This is a genomic window from Flavobacterium sp. (assembly GCF_043780635.1).
Lineage (GTDB): Bacteria > Bacteroidota > Bacteroidia > Flavobacteriales > Flavobacteriaceae > Flavobacterium.
Genome location: NZ_JAYWCK010000098.1, coordinates 1 through 4145, shown reverse-complemented (window position 1 = coordinate 4145; position 4145 = coordinate 1). Strand labels below are relative to the sequence as shown.

Genomic DNA, 4145 nt, shown 5'->3' with positions numbered 1-4145 from the left:
GGCTTTCCATAATTTTGTATTGTAAGGCGTCATAAAAAACCCAGTTTCCACTTGTGGTGGCATCCAACTTTTGGCTCCTTTTGCCGCGGCATCCATACTTCGAATGTCGGCATCATACATTTTTAATTGTGGATTATTTGTTTTGATTGTAGTCAAAACTTCATCCAACGAAAGTGTTTGTGCTACGCTATTTGAAAAGCTTAAAATCAAACAACTTATTACGAAATAATATTTAATGTTTTGCATCTATAAGATCTATTTTGCCTTTTGTTCTTAATTCACGAAGTTTTGACATTTCGAAAACAACCGGTGTTACTAATAATACATAAATTGTTGAGGTAATGGTACCACCAATAAGAGGAACTGTGATAGGCAACATTACGTCTGCACCTGTTCCCGTTGCCCAAAGTATTGGTAATAAACCGAACAGCGCAACCGAAACGGTCATTAATTTTGGTCGCAATCTTTTGGCTGAACCTTCAATAATATATTCTCTTAAAATCTCTTCAGTAATGGTTTTGGAACTATTTCCGTGTTTTTTAACCATTTGATTCATCGCATCATTCAAATAAATGGTAATTAACATTGCCGTTTCGACAGCCAGACCAAATAAGGCAATAAAACCAACAGCAACAGCAACGGACAAGTTAATTCCATAAAAATAAACCATAAAAATTCCTCCAATTAAAGCAAAAGGCACGGTAATCATCGTGATTAGCGCTTCTTTCATAGAATGATACGTAAAGTATAAAATGAGAAAAATTAGTACAACAACGATTGGCAGTATCATTCTCAATGTTTTGTTCGCTCGGATTTGGTTTTCCCATTGCCCACTCCATTCTACATAATACCCTTTTGGCATTTTGGTCATCATTGCATCCAATTTTTTCTGTGCTTCTTTTACAGTGCTTCCCAAATCTCGCTCTCTAACATTGAACAACACTGTACCTCGAAGCATTGCATTTTCGCTATTTATCATTGGTGGGCCATCGCTAATTTTTACATTGGCAACCGTTTCTAATGGAATTGGGCCATATTGCATCGTTTGAACTTGTAGTTTTTTTAAGGCTTCAAGGCTATTTCGATATTCTTGTGCATAACGCGCATTGACCGAAAAACGTTGTCTTCCTTCAATAGTTGTGGTCAGTTTCATCCCACCAATCGAAGCTTCGACTACGTTATTGATGTCATCAACGGTAAGGCCATATCTGCCAATAACTTCTCTTTTTGCTTCAATGTCTATGTATTTTCCACCCGTAATCGGTTCGGCATACAAATCTTTTACCCCCGAAGTTCCTTCGAGTGCTTTTTTAATTTTTTGAGCCAAAACATTGATGGTGTCTAAACTGGCTCCATAAATTTTTATTCCAACATCGGTTCTGATACCAGTTGAAAGCATATTAATCCGGTTGATGATGGGTTGTGTAAAACCATTGGTTACGCCCGGAATTTGCAGTTTGTTATTTATCTCGTTAACAATATCAGTTTTCTTTTTGCCTTCTCTCCACTCTTGTTGTGGCTTTAGTAGAATAATAGTTTCCACCATACTTATTGGACTGTTATCTGTTGCCGTGTTTGCTCTACCGGCTTTACCTAAAACGTGGGCAACTTCGGGAATGGATAATATGAGCTTGTCCTGAACTTGCAAAATTCGTTTCACTTCAGAATTGGAAACATCAGGCAATGTGACTGGCATAAACAAAATAGAACCTTCATCTAATGGTGGCATAAATTCTGAACCAAGTCTTGTAAACATAAGTGCCCCAATTAACAAAGCTACGATATTGATTGCCAAAACTGTTTTTCTCCATTTTAAACATAGAATTAAAATGGGAGTATAGATGCTTTCCAGTTTTCTATTTATCGGATTTTTATTTTCAGGGCGAAGACGACCTTTTAATAAAAAACTAATCAACACTGGTGTAAGCGAGATGGCGAAAAATGCATCGACTATAAGTATAAGTGATTTTGTCCAAGCCAGTGGACTAAACAATTTGCCTTCCATTCCTGTAAGCAGAAATACCGGTAAAAAAGAAACAATTATTACCACTGTTGAATAGAAAACACCTGGTCCTACTAATTGAGAGGATTCCTCTATTATCTTGAGCCTTTCTTCCGAAGTTAACGGATCGTGTTCTTTCTTGAATATTTTTTTGAATATATTTATGAATCTATCTTTCATTTTAAATTTGTTTGTTATTATCCAATTCTTCTTGTCTGACCGAAATTGTCCTATAAGCGTTCTCGACCATTACAATCCCATCATCAACCAAAACACCAATTGCCAAAGCAATTCCTGTAAGTGACATAATATTGGAAGATATTCCAAAGGCTTGCAGAAAAATAAATCCCACTGCAACAGATATGGGTATTTGAATGAGAATAACCAATGCACTTCGCCAATGAAAAAGGAACAGTAACACAATTATGGAAACGGCAATCATTTCTTCGATTAAAGTTCCCTTCACTGATTCTATGGCTTTTTCTATCAATTCGCTTCTGTCATAAGATGTTTTAAAAGTAACGCCTTCGGGCAATCCTTTTTCGACTTCTTTCATCTTCAATTTTACCGCTTTGATGACTTCATCGGCATTTTCGCCGTAACGCATCACCACGATTCCACCAACGACTTCGCCTGTTCCGTTTTGGTCGAAAATTCCTAAACGCAAGTCTCCACCCATTTGTATTGAACCAATGTCTTTCACTTTTACAGGGACAGAATTATAGTTTTTAATGGCAATGTCTTCTACATCTTTTATGTTTTTGATGTAACCCAAACCTCTCACGATATAAGCCATATTGCTCATTTCAAATTTTCGACCACCAACATCGTTATTGCTGGTCTTGACAGCATTCATCACTTCCATCATACTGACGTTGTAGTATTGCATTTTTAGAGGATCTAACACCAATTGGTACTGTTTTTCAAAACCACCAAAGGAAGCCACTTCGGCAACTCCAGGAACGGTTTGCAAGGCAAATTTCACATACCAATCTTGCAAGGCTCTTTGTTCTCCCAAGTCCATACCATTTGCGTTTAAATGATACCAAAAAACGTGACCAACACCTGTGCCATCAGGTCCTAATGTTGGAACTACACTTTGAGGCAACAAGCGTTGTGCATAATTTAATCTTTCTAAAACACGGGTTCTTGCCCAATAAATATCGACATCATCTTCAAAAATGATGTAAACAAAGCTCATCCCAAACATTGAGACACCACGAATATTTTTGACTTTTGGAACGCCTTGTAAATTAGAAACCAAAGGATAAGTAACCTGATCTTCCATTACTTGTGGACTTCTTCCCATCCACTCTGTAAATACAATTACTTGATTTTCGGACAAATCAGGAATGGCATCAATAGGATTTTGTTGCACACTGTAAATTCCCCAAGCAAATAAGCAAGCTGAAACCAGCAATACAACGGCTCGATTTCGTAGTGAGAATGTTATTAATTTTTCTACCATTATTTTTAATTTTGTTTAGTTAATTTGCTTTTTAACACTACCACATTTTAGCATTTTACTTCCATAATAAGGGTTTTTTACTTCTTTGATTGTGCTTAACCACGCACTTCCTTTGTCATACATTGGGCAAAACTGTTCATATAATGTGTTTGCAGTACCGGTAATGGCAAGCAAATCGATCATATCTTTGCTCAATGTTTTGAAGTGTTCTCTTTGATGATCTATAGGGCTTTTTACAATGTGTTCTGCGTGCTTGGTTGCATCGACAATAATTTCGATAAGTTCCATTTGTTGAATACCTTTATAAGTTTCTCTATTAAATGACTTTAGGGTTACTATCAACTTTGACCCTGCTTGGGCAGCTTCCTTGGCATCATCATTCACCAAAGCATCTTTTAAATTGAAGTAATCCCATAAAATTGCCTCTGCTTTTGCATCGCTTTTCATAGTCATTTTGCTATGATCCATTTGCTTGTTGTCCATTTTCATTGTGTTGTGGTTGTGTCCACCTTGTGCGTTCACATAGGTTACTGCTAACAATAGTATTGCTGCTATATTCATTTTTAATTTCTTCATTTTTTTAATTTTAAATATTAATTATAAACTGTCATTTAGTTGTGAGATCCAATTGATTACTTCCTCTTTTTGAGTAGGTGTAAGTATTGCATTTTTATG

General features: G+C 36.3%; 3 protein-coding genes and 1 pseudogene. All 4 read right to left on the bottom strand.

Annotation, left to right across the window (positions count from 1 at the left end; translation table 11 throughout):
- A pseudogene (locus ACH2BV_RS09190) lies at positions 1 to 246 on the bottom strand (heavy metal resistance protein CzcC); the annotation flags it as partial.
- Positions 233 to 2182, bottom strand: a complete 1950-nt coding sequence (locus tag ACH2BV_RS09185) for an efflux RND transporter permease subunit (protein WP_395050429.1) — start codon at positions 2180 to 2182, stop codon at positions 233 to 235. The pseudogene ACH2BV_RS09190 and the gene ACH2BV_RS09185, both read right to left, overlap by 14 nt.
- Before the next feature lies 1 nt (position 2183).
- Positions 2184 to 3470 carry an efflux RND transporter permease subunit gene (locus tag ACH2BV_RS09180; protein WP_395050428.1) on the bottom strand — a complete coding sequence of 429 codons (1287 nt, stop codon included), beginning with the start codon at positions 3468 to 3470 and terminating at the stop codon, positions 2184 to 2186.
- A 15-nt stretch (positions 3471 to 3485) separates the two neighbouring features.
- Positions 3486 to 4046, bottom strand: coding sequence for a DUF3347 domain-containing protein (locus tag ACH2BV_RS09175; protein ID WP_395050427.1), 561 nt, complete (start codon positions 4044 to 4046; stop codon positions 3486 to 3488).
- Positions 4047 to 4145 lie beyond the last annotated feature (99 nt).

What these genes read in the sequence shown, in the direction of transcription:
- ACH2BV_RS09185 (WP_395050429.1), bottom strand. Translation starts at nt 2,182, where the DNA reads ATGAAAGATAGATTCATAAATATATTCAAAAAAATATTCAAGAAAGAA.
- ACH2BV_RS09180 (WP_395050428.1), bottom strand. Translation starts at nt 3,470, where the DNA reads ATGGTAGAAAAATTAATAACATTCTCACTACGAAATCGAGCCGTTGTA.
- ACH2BV_RS09175 (WP_395050427.1), bottom strand. Translation starts at nt 4,046, where the DNA reads ATGAAGAAATTAAAAATGAATATAGCAGCAATACTATTGTTAGCAGTA.